The following is a 24,868-nucleotide window of genomic DNA, read 5'->3' as shown; positions in this document are numbered from 1 at the left end:
GCCTGGCGACGTCGGAAGGCTGACGGGCGGCGAGAGCGCCGCGCGAGTGTCGACAGACCCGGCCGGGGCGCGGACAGCGCCGGTGCCGGGCGCGGCGCTGGGGGATGTAGTTGGCCGGGCGGTTACGAAGGGCGTACTCAGGGGGCGTACCGTAGGAAGAAGGCACCGCAGGGCCCAGCGCTTGCAGAAAGCATGAGCCCGCCCCCAGGATCGCCGGGTCCAAAGGTCACGGTGCCGCAGAACCGTCCGATCATCGCGGCGATGCCATCCACCCCGAGGTCGCTCCCCAGCGGGGATGCGTTGGATGAGATCCGCTGCGCTTCCACGAGCGCACCGAGCGCACTGTGACGCGCCAGGAATCCTCCGCCGTCCTTCAACGTCGTCTCCTGGAGTTCACCCGGACCGAACGTCATCGTGTTAAAGTAGCCTCCCGTGAGGAGTGTCGTGTCATCCGAAGCAAGCAAAATTTCGGTAGCGGAATCGCCGGAGGCGCCAGATGCGACGCGCGTGACCCAGGATGGCGAACCATTGCTATCGTAACGGACGACAAAAACATCGCCGGTGGAAGCACAAGAAATCGTTTTGGGGTTGGGCTCGCCAGAACCAAAGATCATCTCGTTCTGCTGGCCCCACAGGTCCCCTCCACATATGCCGGCAACCACGGCGCCGCCATCGAGTGTGCCGACGAGCGTGTTCACACCTTCTCGGTAAGCAGGCCCGCCGGCTCGTTTGGCCCAGGCGAGCACGCCATCGGCCGCGTAGCGGGCGATGAAAGCGTCCCCGGTGGGGGCCCATTGTCCCGTCGGGTCCAGCCCCCAATCCGAGACGAGCGTAATACTGCCTGGCTGCCCCTGCCCGAAGACAGCGCTTCCCACGAAGTTTCCTGCAATGAGTGCACCGCCGTCCGCGGCGGCGGACAGCGTGCACATCGTCGTCAGCGTATCCGAGCAGTCCTGCCCCGCGCCTCCGGCCTGCTGAACCCAAGCGAGCATGCCATCGGACGTATAACGTGCAAGGAAGGCGTCATTGCCACCTGCAGATGTCATGGTCGTTTCGTTGGGCTCGCCGTATCCCCACGTCGCCGTCCCGGAAAAGGTTCCAAGCACGAAGAAACCTCCATCCGCGCTTGCTGCTACGTCGACGCCCGCCGTCACGCCGGAGCCACCAGCAGCCGTGGCCCAGAGGAACTCGCCACTCGTGCTGTACCGTGCAAGAAACGCGCTTGGCCCGGGGACCGGCAGAGTCGTCTCCCTGGGCTCACCAATGCCAAATGTCGCGGGGCCTCCGACGTGCCCCGTAACAACGACGGAGCCATCGTGCAAAGCGGTGATGTCACTCGGAGAATCCGTCCCCGTTCCACCGGCGCGCCTGGCCCAGGCTAGCGTACAGTCTGGGTTGTAGCGTGCTACGAAGATATCGTGCTTGCCGACTGACGTCAGCGTCGTTTCCGCAGTCTCGCCGTGGCCGAGGATGAGTGATTGGGTCATGTGGCCAATAGCATAGAAGCCTCCGCCTGGAGCAGCAGCAATGGCGTTGCCCGAGATTGCCCCTGGTCCGCTCGCCTGCGCCGCGCAGAGGAGCCCGCATCCCTCGTCCGTGAGCCCGTCGCAGTCTTCGTCGACACCGTTGCCGCAGATTTCGGCAGATGGTGCGAGGTCGCCAGCGCAAGGCTCGTAGGACGTGCCGGTCGGTGTGCATGTGGACGCACCTGCATGGCATACGCCGATGCCCTCTGTCCCCGGCGGGCCCGTGTAGCAAGTGATCGCGGCGCCCGGCATACAAACGCAGGCGGTCCCTTCCTCGTTCACCAGCCCATCACAGTCTTCGTCGAGGAGCGTCTCACATGTCTCCGGCGCGGGGACGACCTCTCCGATGCAGGGACCCAAGCTGAGCCCCTGCGCATCGCACATTGCAATGCCGCCCTGACATGCTCCTACGCCGAGCGTGCTTGGAGTTCCTGAATAGCAAGGATAGGAAACCGAGGGCGCACAGACACACGCCTCGCCTTCCTCGTTGACCATATTGTCGCAATCGTCGTCTTCGGGTGTTAGGCACGTCTCCGGCAAGGGGGTCGCTTCCCCAGCGCACGGTCCAAACGCGGTTCCCTCTTCATTGCACGTCCGGAACCCGGGTATGCAGATACCAACGTGAGCCGTCCCCGGAGCACCCGTGTAACAGGGCTCGGATGCGCCAGGGACACACAGAGTGCCCCCGCTGCCGCCGGTGCTGCCGCCAGCGCCTCCTGAACCGCCACCTCCACCGTCCAGGTACGAGGCGTTTGGCCCGCCAGAACAAGCCATACTGACCAAGAGGAGCGCGAGCACGCTAACATGGCACGGAGGGCTCTCGAAGACGCTTTTCATGGCTAGTAGACCTCTTCACACAGGGGTAACGGCTGGCGTGCTACTGGCAACCGTCTTCCGCGACCTCTGCTTCGGCAGGGGTGTTTTCACATAGATCGCACGGATCAACGACACCGTCACCGTCGCTATCACCGAGGCTGGTCACCATCGTCACGGGCGCTTGACCGTAAACCGGCTGGCTCGACGGTAGAGAGCCATAGAGGGTAACCTGCGTACTCGAAGATCCTAGGAAAAGGTCAGCCATGTCGAACACGGCAACAAGATCCAAGTCGCCGTCGCCGTCTGCATCCACCGCGTTTGTGCTTAACGGGCCGGCGTTGGCGAGTACCAGTGACGTAGAAACGATCGACGTTGCATCGAAGCCGAACTCCGAGGCGATTATCACCGACACCAATCCTGGTCCACCAACAACAATCGGGTTGGCAGCGCAGTGCGGAACCACGTCAATGGATACGGACTTTAACGGCAAGAGGAAGCCTTTCTCGGTCAACTCCTCCACGTTCAGGTCGTTGGTGACCTCTGCGGCCGCGCCAGTCGCGGCAGAGAATCCGGGAGAGCACTGGAAATCGTAATCGATGTTGAGCCAGTCGTTGAAGCCAGTGAGCACATCGAACACTGACTGGCCGAAACGGGTAATGTTTGCTCGAACACTCGTGTCGGCAGTGTCGCCGTCGCAGTTCCAGTCTATCCCGCCGCTGATACTGGCAACCGCATTGTAGGCGAAGCAGTCCGGTTCACACACGAGGTTTCCGCAATGGCCAGGCGAGCAAACCGTGCAGTCGCTGGGGCAAGTGGTAGGTGTCTCGCCGCATAACGCTTGGCACGCGCCGTCACCACACGCAGTCACACAAGGTGGGCAATCAGAAGGGCAATTCATTTCGTCCTCACCGCACTCAGCTGGCTGGCAGGCTCCGTTGCCGCAACTACAGGCAACGCAATCCGAGCAGGTTGCGCTCGATTCCCCTGGGCAATAGTATGTCAGCAGATCGGGACCGGCGCCTAGTACACCTACTGTTTCGTCCAACGCGTTCTCGTTCAGCGTACCCAACACCTGACCAGAATAGTCGAGGCGTGGCGCTGCAGGGATGCCGTTGACGGTCGTTGGAATCCCGAGAGGATATCGGTAGTTCATTACGCTCAGATAGTTGGGCTTGTAGTTTGGCTCGCCCGCGTCACCTCCGTGCTGTAAACCCAGACAGTGACCAAATTCGTGCATGAAAACAGATGCTTGGGCCTCGGGGGTACCCGTCGGGTTCGAGGGCGACGCGAGGGTCATCAATAGGTTGTTCGGGGGGCGCGCTAGGCCGGCGCAGCCGGCGGGGCAGTAAAATGGATCGCTGCTGGAGTGGCCGAAGACTGCATACCGAAACACCTTGTTTCGCGCTGGATCGAAATGAAGTGCTCTCAAATCGTAAATGTTTACCGAGTCAGGTGATGATCCTTGGGTTGCTGGACTGGCCGTCAGGTAAAAGGAATGCGGGAGTGCATCGCTGACGGACAGATGCAGGTTGATGCCATAGTCGTTGTCTGGATTTGTCACGGGAGCGTTCGCGAACGCCACAGTGAGCGCGGAAATTGCCTCGGATTGCGGGATATGATTGTGGGCGAAGTTTGGGGCGACCATGTAATCGATCTCGACGAAGATGTCCTTGTGCCAGGGGCTGGCACCCATGGATGCCAAGTCGAGATCGGCCACGTTGTCGCAATCTACGTCGACTCCAGAAATCTCCCACAGGTCGCTTAGCCCATCTTGGTCGGTATCCGTCGATCCGCAATCGCTCGGGCAATTGCAGAACGCCTCTTCCGGGCCACATACACCGTTGCCGCAATAGTCGATATTCACGTGCTCGCAGCAACCGGTCGTCGTGTTGCACGAATCTGCCGTGCATGCGCTGCCATCATCGCAGCTGTCACACGTTCCCGGGCTGTAGAGCTCTGTGCTACTGGTCGGAGGGCTAAGGGCACTCGAGAGGCCGCCCGCCACGAGAACCTGCCCGCTGGGCAGCAACGTGGCCGTATGGAACCCGCGTGCCTGATTCATCGTTCCCGTGGCACACCAAGTTCCCGTTCCCCATTGGTAGGAGTAAATATCGGCACTAGCCAACGTGCCCTGGAAGAAACCTCCAGTTACAAGCACGACCCCGTTTTGTAGAAGCGTAGCGGTGTGCGCTGAGCGCTCCGAGGACGTCATGCTGTCGGTTGCCTGCCAACTGTCGTTCGCAATACGGTAAAGTTCGGCACTGACGAGCACGTTGGATCCCGTCGATCCTCCCGTGACGAGCACATTGCCGTCGGTGAGCACTGTCGCCGTGTGGCCGCTCCTCGCGAGATTCATGAAGTTCGCTGCCGTCCACGTACCCGTGGCCGGATTGAAGAGCTCGGCGGTGCTGTGGAACATTGTAGGGAAACCGTACTGGCCCCCGGTAACCAACACTCTCCCGTCCTGTAATGTTACGGCAGCGTGCAAGAGGCGCGAGGTCGCCATCGATCCCTGTGCGACCCAAACGCCGAGGGCGGGTACGTACATTTCGGAACTCGCAGCATCGGTGCCACTGCCACCGCTTACGAGGACAGAGGTTCCAACCAGCGTGGCGGCGTGGAGGACGCGCGTGTGATTCATGCTCGCCGTCGCCGTGAACGTACCAGTGACAGGGTTGTACAGTTCGGCGCTTGCAAGTTGATGATTCGGGCCCGTGCCCCCAGCGACAAGGACTTCCCCGCTTCCGGGCAGCAGCGTGGCCGTGTGCTCCGTGCGCGTCTCTGTCATACTTCCTGTCGAGGCCCACGTGCCAGTCGATGGATCGTAGAGTTCAGCCGCAGAAAGGGTGCTAACCGCATTCTGTCCGCCCGTCACCAGGACCTTGCCCGTGGAAAGCAGCGTGGCCGTATGGTGCAGGCGAGCCTGCACCATGCTACCAGTCGTTGTCCAAGCCGGATCGATCAAGACGGGGTAGGCGACACCGTCATCGGCCCAGCGGAGGCGCAAATCGCAGTGGGACGCGCCTGGTGACGTCACTGGACGTCCCCAGGGGGGCGTGGGGCTCATGTCAGCGTTGCAACCTTGGAGGATGAGCTTGACTTCATGGCGCTGGCCCGTGCTGTCGACGAGGTATGGCGGCGAGACGCGTAGCCGCGGCGTACCTGCTCCGTCGAGAAACTCAAGCGCGTCTCCGACGAGTCGCAATCCAGCTACACCTTGGCCAAGGCTGATTTCGTAGGCAATCTCCGGTGTACGAGGTGGTCGCTGCAATGCCACCCAGTCCTCCGTTCCCTCGGGGACGACTCGATGCACCATGTCTGCGCCGTCCATTATGTTTCGGTAAACGATATATCCGTTCGCTTCTTCGGCAGGGCTGGGCAGGGCTCCTTTGAGCCTCATTTCAATCGTAGTGCCTGAACCGAGATCCTGCAGGCGAGCCGAAGCCGCGGCATTGTCAGGAAGAGCGATGTCCGCCGGACGCTGAACGCGTCGCGTTTTGCTACGGGCCACGCGTGGAACGAACCAGGCGCCGTTGCGGTCGACGCGGTCGACGACCGACGTCGGAAGTAGAGGGCGCATCGTCTCGGGCCTCTGCCTCGCCAACCCGTCCGGCACATCGGGAGTGACCGGAACCGTGAACTGCGTGGCGAGCCGGTCGATGACTCTGCGAGCGGTTCCCATGTCGCGTGGCACGGGCGCCGCCGCTACCGCGGTAGGGGGGGGCTCTGGAGTTTCATCCCCTTCGATCCCACAACCCACGATTACAGCGGCGAGTCCCCCCAAGTTAAGAGCCGCTAATGCAACGCCAGGAACAGCTTTCATCAGATTCAGAGCCTCCAGAGGACCCTATTGTCGTCGACATCAGCGTTCTAGACAACTGCAATTTCGGATGGGGACGTATGTTCTGGCGATCCGATCGACTGTGTGTACTACGTCACCACCGTCTTCCCGCTCCTGGACCACCGCCGCCCGTAAGGAGCGACGTCCCACCACGTCAGCGAGTGGCGACCAGACCCGGTTCGGGGGAGGCGGGGTTGGAGGGCGCGTTCAACCCGCGGGGGGTCCCCGAACTCGCGACACCCACCCGGCGGGGTTCCCCCGAACTCGCGACACCCACCCGGCTTGCCGGTAAAAGGGTAAAACCACACCCCGCCCCCACCTCGGGCTGGACGGGTTCACCCCGCGAGCGTGCTAATATCCGTCCCGAGCACACGGGCCACCTGCCCCGCGAAGTGGACCGTCACGTGGAGCTTGCCGTCGAGGACCGCGGCCACGTACCCCCGCGGATACCCGAGCGCTTGCGCCACGGCATGCTGGGCCTTCCCCCGCGCGTACGCGACGAGCGCGCTGCGCACGCGTTGCTGCATATCGTTCGAGAGGACCGCGGGAACGCTGTCCGTGTCTTGATCGTGCGTATCCTCGACGGGCCGATCGGACGGATCGGCGCCTTCTTGCCCTGCGAAGGCAGGACGACCGATGATGGTCATGGGTTGCGACTCCGCTCGTAACGGGGTTGCGGCCAAGTCGCCCCGGGGGATTTCCGAGGTCCCTCGGGGCGGCGCCTCTTGCAGACTATAGTCTGTAGACGCCCAGTCTCTACCCGCAGACCCTCGACCGTCAAGGTGGCTGGCAACGGGCTGGAGCAGATCTTCGGGCAAGTGGTCCGCGAAGTCCGGATCGAGGTGGGGATCTCCCAGGAAGAGCTGGCAGATCGGGCCCAACTGCATCGCACCTACGTAAGCCTGCTCGAGCGAGGGAAGCGCAATCCGTCGCTGAACGTCGTCCAGGCCCTCGCGAAGGCGCTTGGGACCACGATGACGCGCCTCGTGTCCGAGGTCGAAGCGAGGCTGCCGCGGAAGTAGGACAACCCTCCGATGCCCACCACCTGGGTCCTCGTGGCGCTTCGAGGCGGAAAGGGGGCGAGTGCAGGCTACGGCCGAGCCACGCGTGGGGCCCCACCCAGCTCCTCCCTCAGCCGCAGATCGTGCTGCACGTCGACGTCGACGTCCCGTTGTGCACGCACAGCGCGTAGCACGCGTCCTTGGGGGTCTGCGACGTCCCGCAGGCATTACACGTCCCCGCCGAAGTGCCGCAGATGGTCTCGCAGGTCGACGTCGACGTGTTGTTGGCAATGCACAAGTTATAACAGCCGACGATGGCGCAGTCGGAGTTCGTGCCGCAGATAGTCTCGCAGGTGGAGGTCGAGGTGCCATTGGCGGCGCAGTTCTCGTAACAACCCAGCTCGGCGCATTCGGTGCCGAGGCCGCAGATGGTCTCGCAGGTGGACGACGACGTGCCGTTGGCGGCGCAGAGCTGGTAACAGGCGTACTGGCCGAGGCCGGTGGTGGTGCCGCAGATGGTCTCGCAGGTGGACGTGCTCGTGCCGTCGGCGGCGCAGGTCTCGTAACAGCCGCGCTCGCCGCAGGCGGTGGTGGTGCCGCAGATGGTCTCGCAGGTGGATGCCGACGTGCTGTCGGCGATGCAGACATCGTAACAGGCGCCCTGTGCCGACGGGGTGTCGGTGCCGCAAATGGTCTCGCAGGTGGAGGCGGAGGTGCCCTTCTGCACGCACAGGGCATAGCAGCCGACGCCGTTGCCGATGGGGCACTGCGAGGCGCAGGCCGACGGGCCGGTGTCGTTGGCAAGGCAGGTCTGCCAGCATCCGTCGATGGGCGGATCGCATTCGGGATCGACGGGACCGCCGCCCGTGCCGCCGCCGCCGCCCGCGCCGCCGCCGCCTGTGCCCCCACCGCAGAAGGTGGAAGACTCCACGGCCTGGCAGGCGTTGCCCGCCGCCGCGCACGCGCCGTCGATGCACGCGGCGGCGAGGAACTGCTCGCCGCTCGTGGCGCAGTTGCAGCACACGGGCGCGCAGTCGGCGAAGGTGGAGCAGCTCTCGCCGCCGGGTTTGGTGCCGTGGAGCTCGGCGGGCGACGACGGGCACGCGCCGTTCGCCTGCTCGCCCTTCGACGAGACGTTGCCCGTGTCCGTGCCGCCGTCGCCTCCGCCGCCCGTCGTGCCCGGGGAGCTCGAGCTGGCTGCGCAGGCCGCGATGAGGGTGAGGATGGATGCGTACACGATCGGGCGATTCACCATGACCGGGATGGTCAGCACGATGGCGGCGGTGCGCCCAGCGGGCGAGCACGATTCCGACGGGACGGCACCGGATTCGTGAGCCCAATGCCGCGCCTCCCCAATGCCGCGCCTCATGGCTTCCTCGGGGGACTTGGGCGCCCAGCCCCCGCGCCCTGCCGGTCCGGGGTTCGTCGGGTCTTTCTCGTCGCGCAGCGTTCCAGCAATCGTTTCGTATAGAGCTCGACCTCGTACGCCATCGTGCGGATCGTTGGATAGTGCTCGTCCACGTTCGTCAATTCGTACCCTTCGAACAGGTCTCGCCCCTCGTGGGTATTAGCTATCGTGCTCCACCACACGTAAACCCGCCCATCGCTGCCGAGTGCAAGGTCTCCAGTGATTGCCCAAGCCAGAACGCTACGATACCCGAGCTGTGCGAGTTCTCTTCGAGTGAGCGCCAACCCGGTGAACCAGCGTCGGCCCCGCTTCGGGCGACCACGCATGTAGACTCGCCCATCCGTCGCATACACGAAATCCAGCTTGGCAGCGCTGTCGCCGCCTCGACGAACTGCGCCCGTTCCTACGTCATCCAGCACGTTCTTGGACACCGCTCCTCGGTCCGCTCTCTTGATCGATTCCCAGCAAATCCTCCAAGCTGGCAGGAATCACGTCCTTGACCCGGAGCCCGAGGCCCACGGCAATCTTCACGCAGGTCTCGATTGTGAAGTTGACGCGCCCGTTCTCGATACTGGAGAGGGCACCTTTGGTGACTCCGCTCGCGTCGGCGAGGTCGGACAGCGTCATTTGGCGATCCAGGCGCAAATCGCGGACGCGCGCGCCGAGGGCTATGAGAAACGGATGGGTCGTTCGTCGACGTGGCATGGCCGGTCCTCCGAGCTGGTGCTCGTCGACCTTGGGCGACTACGGTGCAGCCAGCGAGCACCTGTGCGCGAGCAGGGGAGTGGCCACACCGAAGCCGCCCAAGGCCGACGAGTCGTGTTTCGCGAAACTGAAAATCGATGTGAAAGCGCTACTTCGTCGCCTCGGCGTCTCGGAGCGCATTCGCGATTAGCCATGGCGCGGGCGAGCGCTCTTCGTATTGACGTCCCGGTGAAGTCTCCGGGCTGCTCGACGGGCGCCGCGGACTTGTGACCGTCGGCGCTTCCGTCGGGGCGGGAGGCTTCGGTCTCGACCTTACGAGGCCAGCATGTCGCGCAAGATCGTCCGAGATTCGGCCTTCCACGCTGTGCGCGCGAGCCGCAAAAGCTACCTTTTCGCCTGCGCACGACCCGAGGTGCGGCGTAGCTGTGAAGATTGCGGCTGCCGTGCCAAGGCTTCCGATGAAACGGGCAGGGGTGCGGCGGAGAGACCCAACCCACCGTGTCCAGAACGAACCCACCTGCGCGCGCGCCTCGCGAGCGACAAGGCCAAAAAGAGCCAGTGGGATGGCAGTGATCCGGCGCCGCCGACGGCGGCTCGACCGCGCCGCAGGCTCGTCCACCACAATGCGCGCCCGATGGGTGACGTTATCCATCCGCTCTCGCATCGTTGCCCACGCCACACCGCGCTCCGCGGCGAGTTCTTTGATCGTCGTCCCCTCGTAAAAATGCTCGTGGAGCAGGGAGCCATCGTCATGGCTCAGACGCTCGAATATCCTGGACGCGTCGACCTTCGCCTCGTAGTTCTCGACGTGCGCGCCACGGGCATCGATTGCACGCACGATCTCCTCCGTAGGCGTCGCGATTTCTCGCGAGCGGGTTGCGTCCTTGCGGTTCGTCAGGGCCGCGTATTTCGCGACCGCGTTCAGCCATGCGCCGAACGCTTCTTCGTCGTATGGATCGGGTCGCTCTGCTTTGGGCTTGCGACAGGCGAGCAAGAATGCATGATGGACGATATCCATCTCATGCGCCGAATCGACCCCGACCGAGCGAACCACCGCGGCCATAGCATCCAGATACCGGAGCGTGGCCTCCCTGGAGATACCGAGTTCGTTCGAGCAGTCGTCGAGGACGCGTGTCATGCCCCAGACCTCTCGGTCGAGGCTCGGCATCGGGGGCCGCCTCTGCTCGCGTTCACGAGTCCCATGGATACAAAGGGCAGAAGTCGCCCTCCATCACGGGAACAATCGACCGACCCCTCCACATTTTTCGTCGAGGGGGCCACGGAGTGAGGTCGCACACTCTCGTAGGGCGCGTAAAGCTCCTCTGGGTCGCGATTGGTGTGGCCACGCTCAGCTTGGCCAGGTCGTCGTCGGCCCTCGCGGCGGACGAGCTGCCGCACCACCGCGTCGAGCTCAAGGCGGATCGGGCCCTGCCCGGTTGCGCGGATGCGTTCGAGTTCAAGGCCCTCCTGACGAACTGGGTGCCCGTGAGCACGATCGATCCGACGGCGGCGCGCGCGCTCGTCGTGCGGATCCGGCGACTCCCAGATGGCGGCAAGTCGGTCGACACGACGATCACCGACGAGAACGGCGTCGCCGTATCCACCGATCACCGCGACTACTCGCCCCGGACCGACTGTTTCAAGGTGCTTTATTGGACGGCCTTCGACGCGGCGATGCGGATCCGAGCGGCGGCGCCGAAGAAGGAGGAGCAGGCCCCAACGCCTCTGGTAGAGCCTCCGCCATCTCCCCAGCCGTCCCCGTGCCCGAGCCCGAAGTGCCCGGCGTGTCCACCGTCCTTGAAGCCGCCCACGGCAGCCGCGGCTCCGAAGAAGCGAGGTTTTGTGGCGGTCGGAGGGGTCGTCTCTTCTGGTCTCATGCCGGATTGGGCACCCGGGCTCCGGGTTGCAGGGGGCGTGCAGCTCCCGCAGCTCTCGCTCGAGCTCGACGCGCGGTGGATGCCGCTTTGGAAGACGCGTCCTGAAAGCTCAACCGAGGTCGAGGCGCACACGTTCACAATGACGGGCGCGGGATGCCTGAAGCGCGCGCCGTTCGTCGGTTGCTTGTTCGTCATGGGCGGGGCCGTTGGAGCGACGGCCCTAAACAGGTGGTATGTCGGCCACGGCGTGCAAGGCCTGTTTGGTGTTGGGGCGCGCAGCGCAGTTGAGCTCCCATTCGCGGAACACTTCGCGGTGCGCCTGGATGTCGAGGTCGCGATCCCGCTTTTCGGTACGGGTCTCGACACGATCGCTCCTTCCCTATGGGAGACGCTGCGCTCCTTCACGACTGGCGGTGGGTCGCTCGTGTACGCGTTCTAAGTCACGGGAGCGGAGCAGCAAACCGTGACGGGCTCGAGCAGAACGAGCTCCCCTTCCGCGTTCCCCCCGCTCGGCGTGCACGCCCCTTTTGTGTACTCCAGGATCGCGGCCGATTTGCCGGAGAGTTGCGTGCCCGGCATAAGGTCCTTGCAGGGAGCGGTCATGCCGGTCGAGACGTCGGCGGCCTCCTTCTCGATGTTACAGGCCGCATCGCTGAAGAGCCGAAACTTCACGTTGCAAAATCCGCCGCTCGGCTCGCTGCACTCGCACTCCGCACAGCTACGTTTGTCCTCCACGTACCCGTAGAGGAGCGTCTTCTCGCCCCAGCCCTCCGGGCACACGTGGTCCCCCTCGCGGTACAAACAAGAGGAGAAGCTGGGCGGCTTCGGGACACAAACCTTCCCCTCGGCCTCGATGCAGTTCGGCAGGGCGCTTTCGCTCGTGCAGACTCGTCCGAGCGTGATCTCCGGTCCGCCATTCCGGGCCTTTGGAACCTTGGGCTCCGGATCGCCGATGTGGTGCGCTTGGCACGGCAGTTCCTCGATCACCGGGGGCGAGATCGAGATCGAGCGGACGCACGGAACACCGCCGCAGAGTTTGTCACCGAGGATCGACTTGTCGCTGTTGCAGGTCCCATCCCAGTTTGTCGGCGGATCGAAGTTTGTCTTGACGCCGAGATTCGGATCGGGGGTGCACGCGGCCGAGCTCACCGTCCACGTCTCTGGGAGCTTGCACGTCCCCTCGGGTGCATCGCACTCGCACGTGCCGCACGAGGGCGGGGGCGGCGCGGTCCACCCCTCGAACGCGAGGATCGGCGCGCCCTCCGGGCACGAGGGGGCCTCGATGTCCCAACCCTGCCAGAAGCTCATCGGCCCCTTCCACCCCGCAGGTCCAGGGGACACGCACGATCCGCCCGTGCAGAGCGAGGACATCGAGCCGTCGCTGCCCGCGTCCGTGCCACCATCGAGCGAGTGGCAGTAGTCCGGGACCTGGACGTGTATCTCGCCGCCAGGGCACCACTCGGGGCTGGGGCACTCGCAGCACTCGTAGGGTATGTTCTCGGGGCAATCGGGACGGCAGTAGTCCGGAACGGTGACATCCTTCGGAAACCCGTTCGGGCACGCTTCGGGGGAGGGGCAAATGCAACACTCCCGCGGGATGAGGAGGTTGCCGTCGTCGTCGATCGGGCAGTCGGCGCCGACCGTGATGCTACCGATGATGCAAGCCGGGACGGTGAGCGCGGCAAGGCCCACGCTGGCTGCGAGCACGAACGCTGCACGTGCGAGACGAACCATGGCGCGAGGGTACGCCATCCGAGCGTGGCGCGGCAAGGTCCGCAGCGCGGATCCGTGTCGTTGACGATGCGTGGGCAAACCCCGTGGGGGGAAGGGACAAACCAAGGTCGCTACGGCGTGCAACGACAGCGCAAGCGGCACTCGGCGGACGCGTCGCGGCTCATGCGGCAGGCGGATTCGCAACGATCCGCGCACGTACAGGCAGGGAGTCTCTCGGCGACGAGAATCTGCTGGGCGAGCGGCATTGCTCGGATCGACACGTCTGAAGATTCGTCACTGAGAATGAACCAGCGATCGGGAGACGGAAAAGCGCACAGGTAGCGGCGCGTCGCCGGGCCCGCAGAGGAGCCTGGATCGATGGTGACGGACGTGCGTTGTACCTGAATCGACGGGACGGGCGAGGGGCGCGACGCGACCACCCGGGACGGTCCCGCGTCCGGGACGGAGGCATCAAGACCCCCGTCGATCTCGGCCGGGAAATCAGACAATGCATCCGGGAGTTCGGTCGAGAGCTCAAGCTCCAGCGCGAAAGCCAGCGGCTCCTGGAGGGATGTCACGCTCAGTGGCTCCCGCCGGGGAGGCGTGAGCGTGTAGACGGACGCGCCGACGCTCATCATCCCGAGGGCAGACAGCACAAGCACGCGTAGCGGGGTCATGACAAACTCCAGTCTACTCTACGGAAGCGGGCGAGGTTTGGGTTTCTGTCGCTATGTTCCGGACACCAATGCGACCCCTACCTCCGCATGGCGACTCCGAAAATCGCCAACGCCAGCACGCCGAACAGTGCTTGTCCGAGGCCCGTGTTCTCTCTGCTGGGGAACTCGTGGAACTCGATGTCCTCCCCGTAGAAGAACCGCAGGATCGTCGCGTAATCGTATCCCTGCATGGCCAGCCAGTGCGCACAATGCTGCCCCATGCCGCCGCGGTTCCCAGGGTGCGAGCGCAGCGAAAGACGGGTCGGGGAGACGTCCCTGCCCCGCCGCCCGGCGTTGTAGGTTACCCATCGCTCGGTATTGGTTGGATCAGGAGCGTGCGACCCATCCGGCCGCCAGTACGCTCCCGCGACATGGTTCGCGAGTATCATCCGCCCCTGGTAGCGAAGCACGATGCCCCGCGTGCGCGTCGCCGCCTCGATACAGTCCGCGCGGGAATACCGCGCAAGCACCTGAAACTGCTCCCCGCTCGGGATTGCCGTCGTGTGCCCCAGTGTCGGCGTGTCCCGCATCGCTCGCAGCACGAACGTCCGCGCCGCGATGGCAAGCGCGGCTTTGGCCTCCGGATGCGCGTGCAGATGCTCGCCTGCGACCACGCGGGGCACGTATTCGCGCTCGAGCGAGAGCCACCCCGCAGTCGTGAGGATCCGCTCGGGTGCCTCGGAAGGCTCGTCTCCGATCGGGATGCTCATTCCTCCAACCCATGCCGAACCACGAAGATCCCGCACTCGGTCACCGGCGAGTTTCCCGGGTGCAGCCAAACCCGCGCCGTCGCCCGCCCCGCGTCGCTCTCGAACCGGAACGACCATCGCTCGACCCGAGCGGGATATTTGGCCATCGCGACCACCTGCCGCTTGTGAATCAACGGCCCCACGACGACCGTAGGCAAATCAGCCTGCACTGCGTTCTTGCCGAGAACATTGTCGCGAAGCGTGAGCGTGGCGGAGATCCGCCACTGCGGCGGGGGCTGGTCCGCGACCAATGGCGGCTGCTCCATGATGACGATGCAATGTGTCGATGCGCCGAACAGCGGATCCGTCTCGACGATGTTCTGCCTAGCTTCGCTGTCGATCTCCGCCACGCTCATGGTATCCCCCTATCAGACCGTCACGTTCGAGCCCTTGTGGTGCTCGAATGCGATCCCGTTCAGCGAGAGTTGCACGTACAGCCCCACCTCGATCGGCCGGATCGGCGTGCCGCCCCCAAGATCGATGGGCTTGATCGGGAAGACGATGTCCTCCGGAATGTGTATGATCGCCGAGAAGGCTCCGTGCTCGCTCCGCTCAGGATTATCCGTGAACACGTAGCCATCCGACACCGGCAAGACGGCTGCCCCTCCGGAGGTCCGCGAGAGCGTCCGCACCTTCGTATCCGGCACGTTGCGCAGATGGTCGATCAGCACCTTGCGGGAGGTGGCGTTACCGCCCGTCCGAGCCTTGTCCCAGTTGAAGTACACGACGGCGGAGCGGCGGACCGTACGGTAAAGGAGATTCTCACCGCTGAAATCGTGGAAGATTTCCTTCGGCAAGAACGTCCCGGCGTCGTCCCACAACCACGCCTGCCCTGTGAGCACTCCTTTCGCCTCGCCGACCCCCGTGATCTTATCGATCTCGGAGCCGTCGTACCGGACCCGGAGCCCAGCCTCCTGCATCGTAATCGACTGGATCAGGAACTCCTGATCGCTGTAGGTGTTCTTGGAAGGACGCTGGAGGTTCGTCCAGTTCGTCGTCGCGGTCGCGTTGTTGCCGAGGAACGTCATTGACTCGCCGACGGCCACGTTGAAGAGCGTGTAATCGCCCTTCGCGATGTGCAACCATGCGAGTTTCTCGGTCCCCTGGCACTTGCACGGGATCTCGACGACCGAATAATAATGGCCGTCCTGGCGCATGACGAACTTGGCGTCACGCGCCGTCCACTTGTTGAAGAGCTCGCGCGCGCCGCTGTTCGGCGGGACGAAGTTGGGAGGCAATTTCGGCTTCGGCTTCGCCTTCTGCACATGCACCTTCTGCGCCTTCTTCGCCCCGACGCGCTGACCGCGCGCACGCGAACGCATCTGGATCTGGCGGAGCTCCTCGAGCGAGACCTGCTTCTTCCCGCGCTTGCGGAGCGCCCGGATGTCGCCCGTGTCGCCCTCCTCGGCTGCGAGTTCGACGGCCGCCGTGTCGTCGTCCTCGTCGTCGGGACCGGCCGTATCGGGCTCGTCGACCTCCTCATCGAAGGGCGAAGCGGTTTCCCCCTGTTCGTCGGACTCTCGCAAAATATCGAGTACATTGCTCATGAACGCTCATCCTCCCTCGTCATACGACGTTTTGCTGGCGCGCCACCGGCATTCGCCGCGAGATGTTGGGCAATCGAACGAAACGGCCGTCGGGCGTCTGGAGCCAGAAGCCCGATTGCGGCCCGGGCGGCAGCATGCCGACCGGTGCGGCCGTATCGCCGCCACTGAAAACCGCCTGCTGCCCGGCGGGGGCCTGTTGCTGCGCGGCCGCGGCCTTCTGCTGCGCCATGTACGACAGCGCGAACATGGCTCCGCCCACCGCGATCACCGCGTTCGCGTGCGCATTGCGCCGCTTGCGCAGCATGTATCCGATCGCGACCAGCGCGACCGGCATGAGCCACCAGTGGTCCTTGACCTCCTTGCTGTTCCGTATGTCGTCCAGATTCGCAAGAAGAGCGACCACCGCACCGGCGCCCGCGGTGTAGAGGAACCCGGTCCCCACGTCGCGAGCCCAATGCCTACCGCTGCGCCGCCGAACACGGGCACGTGGGACCGCTACGAGGGAGCGGTCCACTGGAACTCTCGTTTCTGCCATGCGTCACGATCTCCTTTCGTCATGCTGTTTGATGAGGAAGAAGGCTGCGAATACGAGTAAGGCCATGGGAAGAAAGCTCGTCGTCGCCTTCACGAGCTCCGTTGCGCCCTGGAAGGGCGACGGGAGGGGCCGGTGACGGAGCGTGGCGAGGCGCCGCTGCACGTCTTCGAGCGCGCGCAACATCGAGCTCTCCGTCTCGTCGAAGGGCAATTCATGCCCCGCGATACGCTCGCGTTCGACGTGGAGTGAGAGGATCCCCATCACCCTTGCTTGCGCGGCGAGAAGGCGCTTGGTGGTCTCGTCATCGAAGTTGATGGCGTGGATGGCCTGCACGGCGATGCCACCCAGGTATGCCGCTGCAATGGCGACCACGGTGACGAGCAAAATCGTCACGGCGTGAATCACGCCGGTTTCGATGGCCCCCTGTGTCGGATCGCCCTCGTTCGTGACGATGTCGGACCCAGGGCGGATGTTGTCCGGTGCGAGGAGAACGAGCGTACGAGCAAGCGCCGAGCCCGCGGCATTTCGCTCCGGCGTGCTGTAGAGATGCGGCCCGAGCTGCCCGAGTGGCACCGGCCTCCAGGACAGCGGCGCGATGCGAAGGGACATCACGACAAACGCTCGGAACTGACGCGCACGCTTCTTCTTGTCGAGAGACATCCACGTCCCGCGCTTCGCCGTTTCGAGAGCCGCGGCGCTCACGCTGGTCAGGTCGCGGTCCTGGTGCATCCAGCGAAAGAGGCCGGACGAATGGGGAAGAGGGGCCGGCGTTGGAGCAGGAGATGGCTTCGGCTGTTGCTGCCGTTGCCACCACTTCCACCACCAGAAAGGCAGGTAATCAGGCATGATGCGGCCCCTCCTATTCGGTCACGAGAACGCGAGCCCGGCCCCGATGACGGCGATCACAGGCAGCAGACCTCCGCTGCTGCCGCTCGTGGTCATCGAGCCCGTCGAGCCGCCGGAGCTGCCGGGCCAGCTCCCCGAGCCGCCCTGCTGCTGGGCGACGATTTCCCCCTCTGCGATGAGGAATCGCAAGGCGTCGGCACGCGCGCGGAGGGTTTTGGCGGTGCGGGGATGTCCGTTTGCTTCATAGGTATCCGCCAACTGGTCGAGCGTGTCGGGGTGGATCGCAACGCTGTCCAATACGATGTAAATTTCTTCCCTCTCGGCTGCGGTCAGGTTGTCGTCGAACCGGGGATCCGTCGTTTGTTGATTCGTCGTCGAGGCGTTGCCCGAGTTGCCGTTCGAGGTCGTGCCACCCGAGGGCTGCTGCGAGGTCGTGTTCAGCCCCGGAATCGGCGGCCACGGCAAATCCTGCGGGTACCACGCAGGCCGTTCCGCCGGCAAAGTCGGCAATGAGGAGGTCGTGCTTGTCGACGCGCCGCCGGAGTTCGTCGAGTTGCCGCTCGGGGTCGTGCTCGTCGACGTGCCGCCCGAGGGCTGCTGCGAGGTCGTGTTCAGCCCCGGAATCGGCGGCCACGGCAAATCCTGCGGGTACCACGCAGGCCGTTCCGCCGGCAAAGTCGGCAATGAGGAGTTGCCGCTCGGGGTCGTGCTCGTCGACGTGCCGCCCGAGGGCTGCTGCGAGGTCGTGTTCAGCCCCGGAATCGGCGGCGGCCACGGCAGGTCCTGCGGGTACCAGGCAGGCCGTTCGGTGGGCAGGCCCTGCGAGTTCGTGGGGCTTCCGCCCGACGTTGTGCTCGTGTTCGTCGTGGTGTTGCCCGAGGGCTGCTGCTGGGTTGACGTCTGTCCCTGGGGAACCGTCTCGAACCACGGAACCAGCGCATTCGAGGCGTTGTTCTCCTCAATCAGCGCACTGTAGGTCGCCTGATCGAGCTCACCCGTCGTTGGCAGCGGCCTCGTCGGCTGCTTTTTGTTCCACCACGTCTGGAACGACGCAAGTGCCTGCGTCGTCCTCGGCGTGAACCCACTCACGAGATCCATGGGATTTCGGCCGAAGTCCGAAGGGTTGCAATCGCTCGGGTTGCGCAGCGTCCAGCTCGCGAGGAGCGCCTGCGTATGCGGAACGACCGACGGGTCGAGCGTTGTCGTTTTCCCCGGAGCGGGCACGCCCGGGGTAGACGGCTGCGCGGGCGTCGCATTGATCGGCACGGCAAGGGGATGCTCCGGCCATACGTCCGGGATCCCGATCTCCTCGCCAGCGAAGAGCGAAACCCAGTTGCCGCTCCCCGATTGTGTGGGCTTGTGCGGATTCGCGGCTTTGAGCTCCGACCACCATTTCACGCGTGCCGGGCACGCTCCCAGCTTGGTGGCGATCTTCTGCGGCCAGTCATCCTTGAGCACCACGTACTTGCGCGCCGTGACGAGGGTCGCTCCAGTGTCACCGGCATAATGGAGCCATCCGGGCGGGATGTTCCACACGGGGTCCGACTCGGGTTTGCCGGGGTTGGCCGCGAGGAGCTCCTGGGTGCGCTCGGTCTGCCCCGTGAGCTTCTTCGTAATGCCGTGAGGCGTCTCTCCGGGGAGTGCGTGATACATGCCCCTCGTCGCATTGACGCCCGAGACCTCGCGCGCTCCGCCGCCTGCCGTAAGCGTGCGCAGGAGCCGCGGATCGTGCATGCGGAGCAGCGGCACGGCGCGGACCAACGCCTCGAGCTGCGCCGCGCTCATGGGCGAGGCCGACACGTGCTGCGATGGTCGCGGCCTCGCATCGGGGGACGCGGTGTCATCGTACGGCACTTCGGGCTCGTTGAGTTGGGGCGAAGCCATCACCGCGCCGAAGTTGAGCCGAGGACGCTTCGGCTGCGGCGGCTCCGGCAATGCCTCCGGCTCCGGCTCGTCGGCAATGATCTGCGACAACAGCAGCCCCGCGTCTCGCTTGCGCTTGTACTCCGCCGGGTGATAGACGCGCAGTCGCGCCTCCTGCACGTACATCGGGTCTCCAGTGCGCTTCGTCATCTGCTCCGCGTCGGCGAGGATCTTTCGCTCACGCCTCGTGATCTTGCGCTGCGGCTTTCCGGAACGCGGCTTCTTCGTCGGGGGCTTCTTTTTTGCCACCTGCGAGCGGACGAGGCTTTCCACCGCGCCGCCGGCCATCTTTCCGATGTTGGCACCGATGGAAGCGCCGGCCCCGCCCGCGAGGGTCCCGAGCCCCGCGCCGGCAATCGCGCCGATGCTCTCGCCGATGCCCCCGCCGCCCCCGCTGGGCTTGGAGCCACCGCCCCCTCCGCCTCCCAGGACGGACGAGAGCAGTTGCGCCCCACCACCGATGAGCGTATCGAAAAAGTCCCCCGTATCGTCATCGAACGGCGTCGCGGTATCCTCTTCGGGCGCGCCGCTGGTCTCCTCGTCGGTCTCGTAAGACAAAGTGATGGCCTTAGGCATACCGAAATGCCTCCTCTCCCTGGTTCGGTTGTGTTCCGTGCGACGGCTCTACGAGGCCATCGGACGCTCGATCGTGCGCGGGCAAAGGCTCCAGCGGCACTTGGTTACTTCAATGTTCTTCGGCCGGACGATGGCCGTAGCGTCCACGTCGTATTCGTTCCCCATGGGGCCGGCGAACTGGCCCGCCTTGTTGAAATGCGAGACGACGAGTACCGTAGGACGCATCATCGCGACCGTTTCGAGGAGCGTGGTCTGCTCGACGTAGCTGCGCGCCCAGCGTTGGAGCGAGTCCACGACGATCACGGCGGCGTTGGGCGGTACGGCTTGGAGAGCATCGCGCCAGCCGACTTTGCTGCCGCTCCCGCTGCGCCTGCTCACGAGGCGAATGTGCCGCGACGACGAACCTGTGCGCGGGAAGAGTTCCTGCACGAGGTTTCGGTTCTGCTCCGCGTCGAGCCAGTATCCAAGGCCGTCGAGCTTCTGTGCGATCTGCGCAGCGAGCTCGGCGCAGAGCGTCGATTTCCCGGCACCAGGAGCGCCACCCACGAGTACCTTCAGGCCGAGCACGACGCCCCCGAGTGCACGTGAGAGAAGCGCGGAGAAATGTGTTGGCCGTAATGGCGTGCTACGCTCTTCGAGCGATTCCACAACGATGCCCGGCGGGACCTCGTGCGGGATGAGCTCCCACACGGTCGCGCCGCATGCGCAGTATCCTCCGCAAAGCTGGGGTCGCCGCCGCAGACAGACGGCGCATCGAAGAGGCGGTTTCGACATGGCATCACCAGTAGTTCGTTCTTGCGAGCCAGGCGGGCGGGATACGCCCGATCGTCGAGTTCAAGATGGTTGGGTCCGCGGGTTGCCATCGGCCATTCACGAAGACCTCCGCGAGGATATGCGGAAAGTCTTGCTCGGGGCGAACGGGCTTTTCGCGGGCCGGGATTCCGCAGGCGCGGCAGAGCGTAACGAAGACGCGCGTCTTCGCGTCGCAGTCGCCAAAGCCTCGGAAAAGCGTCACGGCCGAGTCTTCGAGCACTTCGCGGCGCGGGTCGCGGACATAATCGATTGCATACTGGCAGAACTTCAGGATCGCGGCGGCGCGCTCGTGGCTCGGCAAGCGTCGGAACACCGCGGCCCAGCGCTGGACCTCGGGGAGCAAGAGATCGCGCTTGCTGCCCTCGGCCATGTATCGCGCTTTCGCGAGGTTCGAGGTGAAGTGGACGATACGCGGGCGGATCATTTGGCACCGCCCTTTTCCGCCATGACGAGCACTTCGCCGAAGGCTTCGGGCGAGAACCCAGTCGAGGCGAGTTCCTTGAGTTTCGCGAAGAGGTCGGGGTTGTTGCCCAGGAGCTGGATGCCCTGCGCCACGGCACCGCCGAGCGGGTCGGCGGGGTGCGACGGATCCGACGGAGCGGGAACGAGGCCCGCGGCCGTGAGGTGCGGCGCGAGATGGGTCGGTTTGTGCGTCCGCGACTCGGGCCGCGCACTCGCGGGCGGCGGCGGAGGCGGCGGAGGCGGCGGGAGCGGCGCGCTCACGAAAGGAGGCTCCGGCGGCGGAGGAGGCGGCGGCGGGGGCCTCGGCGCGGGCGCGACATTCTGCGGTCCGTCCGTGCACTGCACGGGCGCCGCGGGCTGCACGCGCACGGACGCCACGTGCTCGAGCTGCGGGAGCTCGACGGGGGCGGGCGGCGTAGGGGTGGCTTGCACGGGCGCGGGCTGCGCGGGGGCGGGCGCGGATTGCGTGGGCGCCACGGGGGCGGGCGCAGCGGTCTGCCGCAAGATCATCCCCATCGGGGTTTGGATCATCTCCCAGCCCTCCCAAGCCAAAGGCGCCGTGGGCCACGGATTCGGCGGGGGAGGCGGGGGCGGTGGCGGTGGCGTATTCGCAGCGGTCGTGGTCTTTACGAGGGTGAGGAGCTTGGCAATCTCGCCGAACTCGTCTCCCCCGCCGCCACTACCACCACCGAGGTTCTTCGCGATCTCGATCCCGCGCTCCATCCCTCGCTCGTACCCGGCCCCGCCGCTCGGCTTGCCAGCGTCGTTTCCGCGGAGCAGCGGCACGATCTCGCGCACGACTTCGAGGGTCGAGTTGGATTGCGGCTGCTGGCGGTCGAGGAGCGGCACGATCATGTCGCGCATGACTTCCAGCGCCGGGTTGGACTGCGGCTGCTTCGCCGTTTCGACGATCGAGCGCATGAGCGCGGCCTGCGTATTCGCGCTGGTTTCGAGGATGACCCGGAGCAGCGTGAGGAACTCTGCTCCCATCATCGGAGCCGGCGCCGGTGCCGGCGTGGGCGTGGGCGCGGGATAGTAGTACGGCGGCGCCACGGCCGGGTTGACGGGAGGCGCAGCGGGCGCCGGTCGGGGCGCCTGCGGCTCCTGGACGAAGGGCTTCCGTGCCGGGCCAGCGAAGTAGAGCATCTCGGACTTGGCCGTGTAGCGATGCGTCTTCCCGCACATGGCATTGAGCTGATACCAGCACTCACCACCGTACATGTCGATGATTTGCTGCCAGCTTCGCAGCTCGGAGCCCTTCCACGCCGTCGGGCAGACCTCACGCGTTTTGTCGGGAAGGATGCGGACGATCTGAATGAGGTCGAATCTTCGCGGATCCGGACCTACCTCGGTTTCCGGCCGAGGAAACAGTGGATGACCGCCGAGATCAGCGGGCTCGTCCGAGGGCGCCATGGGTTCGGCTTGGATCATGGCTTGGACCTCCTTTTCTCAACGGGCTTTCGCGCCGGGCCCGAGAAGTAGAGCTTCTCGGACTCCGCCGTATATCGAAAGGTCTTGCCGCATTGCGCGATGAGCTGATACCTGCACTCACCCCCGTACAGGTCGATGATCTGCTGCCAGCTCCGCAGCGCGACCGCGGGCGCTTTGGGTTCGGTCTGGGCCGTGGCTCGGACCGTGCCGTTGCGCGGATCCGGCTCGACGGCAGACGACTGCCCGTCGAGCGCAGTGGGCTCTGCGTCGTTCATAATCCCCTTAGCCTGGAGAATGCATGGCTCTTCGATTTGTTGCAACGATAAAGTTGTGCGTGGGTTCACGCGGTCGGTTTGCCCAAGTAATTTGATCACAAACGATGCGACGCTCGGTTGCGCCGGACCAGCGCATTTGAAGGGGTTCCGGCGCCCCATCGCGGGGCGGCGAAGACCCCTGCTCGAGGGGAGGCGCGCGGCGTGTTGTGATGGCCGTCGGCAAGCTCGCTCGGGACCGATCTAGCATTCAAGTAGCCACCTCCGGTCATGTCAGGTTCTTTGTGCTGCAACCCCTCGATACGCTCTGGAGAGTCGCTCGCTCCAGACGGTAGGGAGGCTCGCGCCGCATCCCTCGGAATTTGATGCTACCAAGGGTTTCCATTCTGGACCTTCGTCAACGACGTGCTGTTCGTATCGCGAAACGACTCCCTCGGAGACAGCCTGAACGTCGGCCCTTTCTACGTCACGCGTGCGTCAGGTGCCGCGCGCGAGGATTCTTGCACGGATCGCCGAGTGCGAGATCGTCGTCCCGGCGGCTGGATTTCGAGCGTGTTCAGTGTTTCGATTGAAGAACGGTGCGGTTGACCCCGGTCGAACCTCGCTCCTCCGTGCGTGACGAGGGTCCGGATCGTGTCCGCGTGAGCCGTGCAGGACGGAAATGGGACATGGCCCCAGCGTGAGCGTTTCCGCGGAAAGCCGCGGGTTTTCCGAGGACCGTCGGAGAAATACCCCGAGTGGAAGCCCCGGCGGAGTCAAGGGGTTCGGCTCGGGGAGCGTTCGCTCGAGGTGACTCGGGCTCGGTCGCGTCGAGCTGCGCGAGGAGCGGGGTGTCATTGGGGGCGTCTGGTGTGCGAGAACGCACGGCGGGGGCAAGGGTGCGGCTCGATCGAGCGGTTGGTTTCCCGAGGCAGCGAAGCGGATTTCGAGTGCTCCCAAAGATTCGGACCTTCATTTCAAGGGGTCGGTCCCGAAGACTTCCGAGAAATCAGCCGAGGATTGGCTCGGCCGCGGAGCGGTAGGACGAGCTTTCGTGAGGTCTCCGCGAGAGGGCTGCGGGGAGCATGCGAATTGTGGGTCGATTTCTCGGCGGTCCTCGGAACGCCACGCGGCGAAATAAGGGGGAGCGTTCAGGCTCCCCTATCGAAGCTCGGAAATGCGAACTTCGGTGGCAACCTGACGATTTTATTAGCGAAATGGCTTGAAAGTCGGCGCTGACATGCCGTACATTCCGGCGAGCCGACGCTGGGGAGGGGTCGCTCACCGAGAGCTCGAGCCCCCTTGCGCGCGTCGAGGAGGGTATCGGCATGTCTGCAAAGCAGAAGGCGGCCGAGCGCGGGGGCGCGCCGTGGGTGTCGCTGGACCGGGCGGCGGCGCATCTCGGGCTGAACGCGGCGCAGCTCCGCAAGACGCTTGAGCGTCGCGCCACGCGCGCGGCCGACGGCGGGACCGAGGCGATGGTCGACGGCGTGCGCGCGCGCAAGTTCGGGCGGCTGTGGCGCGTGAGGTTCTCGGAGGCGTGGGGGGCGCCGTGAGCGTCTCGATTGGAATGAGGGAAGGACGGAAAGGAGGTTGCCGTGGCGTTGCGAAAGGTGATGCGGCGAGGGGAGCCGCGGTTGTTCATCGATATCCGGTTCCGGAAGAAGGACGGGTCGCGCGGGCGGCTGCGCAAGGACGCCCAGGTCCAGACGCTCGTGGCGGCGCGCGCGGAGGAGAAGCGATACCTCGTCGCCATTGCGCAGCACGGTGAGCCTTACGTGGCGGCGGGGGATGCGGCGGCCCCGGTGGTGCCTTCGAGGAAGTCGTTCGCCGAGGTAGTCGACGAGTTCAAGTCGACGTTCATGATCACCGAGCTGAAGGTGACGTCGCGCAAGGGGTACGAGGGTGTGCTCGACGCGACGCTGGTTCCGAGGTTCGGCGGGCGTGGGGTCGACGAGGTGGACGGCGTCGCGGCCGGGGAGCTCGACCTCGAGCAGTCGAAGCGCGGTAACCGCCCGGCCAACTACATCCCCCAGCGCCGCGCCCGGCACCGGCGCTGTCCGCGCCCCGGCCGGGTCTGTCGACACTCGCGCGGCGCTCTCGCCGCCCGTCAGCCTTCCGACGTCGCCAGG

General features: G+C 65.1%; 22 protein-coding genes. 4 read left to right on the top strand and 18 right to left on the bottom strand.

Going from position 1 to position 24,868, the window contains the following annotated elements; genetic code table 11:
• Nucleotides 1-137: 137 nt before the first annotated feature.
• The 3 genes from QHF89_RS46805 to QHF89_RS46795 all read right to left on the bottom strand — a co-directional run bounded on the left by QHF89_RS46805 (nucleotide 138) and on the right by QHF89_RS46795 (nucleotide 6,830).
• Complete coding sequence (locus QHF89_RS46805) at nucleotides 138-1,154, bottom strand: hypothetical protein (protein ID WP_136973100.1); 1,017 nt, start codon at nucleotides 1,152-1,154, stop codon at nucleotides 138-140.
• Between the two features lie 1,249 nt (nucleotides 1,155-2,403).
• Nucleotides 2,404-5,742, bottom strand: a complete 3,339-nt coding sequence (locus QHF89_RS46800; protein WP_284721865.1) for a Kelch repeat-containing protein — start codon at nucleotides 5,740-5,742, stop codon at nucleotides 2,404-2,406.
• A gap of 776 nt (nucleotides 5,743-6,518) precedes the next feature.
• Nucleotides 6,519-6,830, bottom strand: coding sequence for a helix-turn-helix transcriptional regulator (locus tag QHF89_RS46795; RefSeq protein ID WP_136973098.1), 312 nt, complete (start codon nucleotides 6,828-6,830; stop codon nucleotides 6,519-6,521).
• Nucleotides 6,831-6,965: 135 nt separating this feature from the next.
• On the opposite strand from QHF89_RS46795, the gene QHF89_RS46790 reads away from it, so the two are divergent.
• Complete coding sequence (locus QHF89_RS46790; RefSeq protein ID WP_136973097.1) at nucleotides 6,966-7,205, top strand: helix-turn-helix domain-containing protein; 240 nt, start codon at nucleotides 6,966-6,968, stop codon at nucleotides 7,203-7,205.
• Nucleotides 7,206-7,314: 109 nt separating this feature from the next.
• Here the strand turns inward: QHF89_RS46790 and QHF89_RS46785 are convergent, their stop codons facing one another.
• The 3 genes from QHF89_RS46785 to QHF89_RS46775 form a co-directional block, all read right to left on the bottom strand.
• On the bottom strand, nucleotides 7,315-8,439 hold the full coding sequence (locus tag QHF89_RS46785) for a hypothetical protein (RefSeq protein WP_136973096.1): 1,125 nt from the start codon (nucleotides 8,437-8,439) through the stop codon (nucleotides 7,315-7,317).
• 561 nt (nucleotides 8,440-9,000) lie between these two features.
• Nucleotides 9,001-9,297, bottom strand: a complete 297-nt coding sequence (locus tag QHF89_RS46780) for a helix-turn-helix domain-containing protein (protein ID WP_136973095.1) — start codon at nucleotides 9,295-9,297, stop codon at nucleotides 9,001-9,003.
• A gap of 148 nt (nucleotides 9,298-9,445) precedes the next feature.
• Nucleotides 9,446-10,465 (bottom strand): sigma-70 family RNA polymerase sigma factor, encoded by a 1,020-nt coding sequence (locus tag QHF89_RS46775; protein ID WP_136973094.1) that lies wholly within the window; start codon nucleotides 10,463-10,465, stop codon nucleotides 9,446-9,448.
• A 116-nt stretch (nucleotides 10,466-10,581) separates the two neighbouring features.
• Here QHF89_RS46775 and QHF89_RS46770 point away from each other — a divergent pair, with 116 nt between their 5' ends.
• Nucleotides 10,582-11,613 (top strand): hypothetical protein, encoded by a 1,032-nt coding sequence (locus QHF89_RS46770; RefSeq protein WP_136973093.1) that lies wholly within the window; start codon nucleotides 10,582-10,584, stop codon nucleotides 11,611-11,613.
• Here QHF89_RS46770 and QHF89_RS46765 read toward each other — a convergent pair.
• The 12 genes from QHF89_RS46765 to QHF89_RS46710 all read right to left on the bottom strand — a co-directional run bounded on the left by QHF89_RS46765 (nucleotide 11,610) and on the right by QHF89_RS46710 (nucleotide 22,760).
• Nucleotides 11,610-12,908 carry a hypothetical protein gene (locus QHF89_RS46765; RefSeq protein WP_136973092.1) on the bottom strand — a complete coding sequence of 433 codons (1,299 nt, stop codon included), beginning with the start codon at nucleotides 12,906-12,908 and terminating at the stop codon, nucleotides 11,610-11,612. The genes QHF89_RS46770 and QHF89_RS46765 overlap by 4 nt on opposite strands.
• Before the next feature lie 110 nt (nucleotides 12,909-13,018).
• A complete protein-coding gene (locus tag QHF89_RS46760) occupies nucleotides 13,019-13,564 on the bottom strand; it encodes a hypothetical protein (protein WP_136973091.1) in 546 nt (181 codons plus the stop codon).
• Between the two features lie 77 nt (nucleotides 13,565-13,641).
• On the bottom strand, nucleotides 13,642-14,313 hold the full coding sequence (locus QHF89_RS46755) for a SpoIID/LytB domain-containing protein (RefSeq protein ID WP_284721864.1): 672 nt from the start codon (nucleotides 14,311-14,313) through the stop codon (nucleotides 13,642-13,644).
• Nucleotides 14,310-14,708 (bottom strand): hypothetical protein, encoded by a 399-nt coding sequence (locus QHF89_RS46750; protein ID WP_284721863.1) that lies wholly within the window; start codon nucleotides 14,706-14,708, stop codon nucleotides 14,310-14,312. Before QHF89_RS46750 ends, QHF89_RS46755 begins: the two co-directional genes overlap by 4 nt.
• Nucleotides 14,709-14,720: 12 nt before the next feature.
• Entirely contained in the window at nucleotides 14,721-15,899 is a 1,179-nt protein-coding gene (locus QHF89_RS46745) for a hypothetical protein (protein ID WP_136973089.1), read from the bottom strand.
• A gap of 19 nt (nucleotides 15,900-15,918) precedes the next feature.
• A complete protein-coding gene (locus tag QHF89_RS46740; protein ID WP_136973088.1) occupies nucleotides 15,919-16,341 on the bottom strand; it encodes a hypothetical protein in 423 nt (140 codons plus the stop codon).
• A 96-nt stretch (nucleotides 16,342-16,437) separates the two neighbouring features.
• The gene (locus QHF89_RS46735; RefSeq protein ID WP_136973087.1) at nucleotides 16,438-17,136 is read right to left on the bottom strand and encodes a hypothetical protein; all 699 of its coding nucleotides are present in this window, start codon (nucleotides 17,134-17,136) and stop codon (nucleotides 16,438-16,440) included.
• 165 nt (nucleotides 17,137-17,301) lie between these two features.
• Nucleotides 17,302-19,779: a hypothetical protein gene (locus QHF89_RS46730; protein WP_136973086.1), complete on the bottom strand. Its 2,478-nt coding sequence runs from the start codon at nucleotides 19,777-19,779 to the stop codon at nucleotides 17,302-17,304.
• A gap of 48 nt (nucleotides 19,780-19,827) precedes the next feature.
• Nucleotides 19,828-20,325, bottom strand: a complete 498-nt coding sequence (locus QHF89_RS46725; protein ID WP_284721862.1) for an AAA family ATPase — start codon at nucleotides 20,323-20,325, stop codon at nucleotides 19,828-19,830.
• A 232-nt stretch (nucleotides 20,326-20,557) separates the two neighbouring features.
• Nucleotides 20,558-21,016 (bottom strand): transglutaminase-like domain-containing protein, encoded by a 459-nt coding sequence (locus QHF89_RS46720; RefSeq protein WP_136973084.1) that lies wholly within the window; start codon nucleotides 21,014-21,016, stop codon nucleotides 20,558-20,560.
• On the bottom strand, nucleotides 21,013-22,485 hold the full coding sequence (locus QHF89_RS46715; RefSeq protein ID WP_284721861.1) for a hypothetical protein: 1,473 nt from the start codon (nucleotides 22,483-22,485) through the stop codon (nucleotides 21,013-21,015). Before QHF89_RS46715 ends, QHF89_RS46720 begins: the two co-directional genes overlap by 4 nt.
• On the bottom strand, nucleotides 22,482-22,760 hold the full coding sequence (locus tag QHF89_RS46710; protein WP_136973083.1) for a hypothetical protein: 279 nt from the start codon (nucleotides 22,758-22,760) through the stop codon (nucleotides 22,482-22,484). Before QHF89_RS46710 ends, QHF89_RS46715 begins: the two co-directional genes overlap by 4 nt.
• Before the next feature lie 1,304 nt (nucleotides 22,761-24,064).
• On the opposite strand from QHF89_RS46710, the gene QHF89_RS46705 reads away from it, so the two are divergent.
• Complete coding sequence (locus QHF89_RS46705) at nucleotides 24,065-24,292, top strand: hypothetical protein (protein WP_136973082.1); 228 nt, start codon at nucleotides 24,065-24,067, stop codon at nucleotides 24,290-24,292.
• Between the two features lie 42 nt (nucleotides 24,293-24,334).
• Nucleotides 24,335-24,868: hypothetical protein (locus tag QHF89_RS46700; protein ID WP_136973081.1), on the top strand; the 534-nt coding region annotated here is incomplete at its 3' end.

The sequence above is a fragment of the Polyangium sorediatum genome (assembly GCF_029946465.1).
Taxonomy (GTDB): Bacteria; Myxococcota_A; Polyangia; order Polyangiales; family Polyangiaceae; genus Polyangium; species Polyangium fumosum.
This window is presented reverse-complemented; position numbering and strand designations above follow the sequence as displayed.